Origin of the sequence: Bradyrhizobium sp. CCBAU 11386 (assembly GCF_028128955.1) — a bacterium.
In the GTDB taxonomy this organism is placed as follows: Bacteria; Pseudomonadota; Alphaproteobacteria; order Rhizobiales; family Xanthobacteraceae; genus Bradyrhizobium.
The window spans coordinates 1-453 of record NZ_LBKA01000057.1 but is presented as its reverse complement, the minus strand read 5'-3'; the positions used below and the strand labels follow the sequence as shown (position 1 = coordinate 453).

The window sequence follows — 453 nt, the reverse complement described above, 5'->3', positions numbered from 1 at the left end:
GAGACTGATTGCGAGTCCCTCCGGGATGTTGTGCACGGCGATGGCGGCGGTAATGAAGATCGCAAGCTCGTCCGAGCCGCCGAATGAGACGCCGACGCCGACGCCCTCAGCAAAGGAATGCGCCGTCATGACACCGATGAACAGCAGCGCTTTGCGTGCGTCGAGCTCCGAGAGGTCGGCGATAGCGGCATGCTGCCGTTTGCCGACTAACGTCCTTCCCGCCAGGATGCCGCCGAGCCCGAGCAGCATGCCAGCCACCAGCCGCGCTGGACTGAGCAAGACGCCCTCTGCGACTAGGCTGTGGGTAGCTGCGAACATCAGGCCGCCAGCGGTCGCATTCGCGATCGACACCCAATAGGGGCTTAAGCGCCGCACGAACAGGAATGGCAGTGCGCCAAGCCCAGTGGCGAGCGCGGTGAGAATCGCCGCGACGAGAACGGTTGCCATAGCCAT

The 453-nt window shown here is 64.2% G+C and carries 1 pseudogene; it reads right to left on the bottom strand.

The features are described 5' to 3' along the window. Positions 1–453 (bottom strand): annotated as a pseudogene (locus XI09_RS08345) (ZIP family metal transporter); the annotation flags it as partial.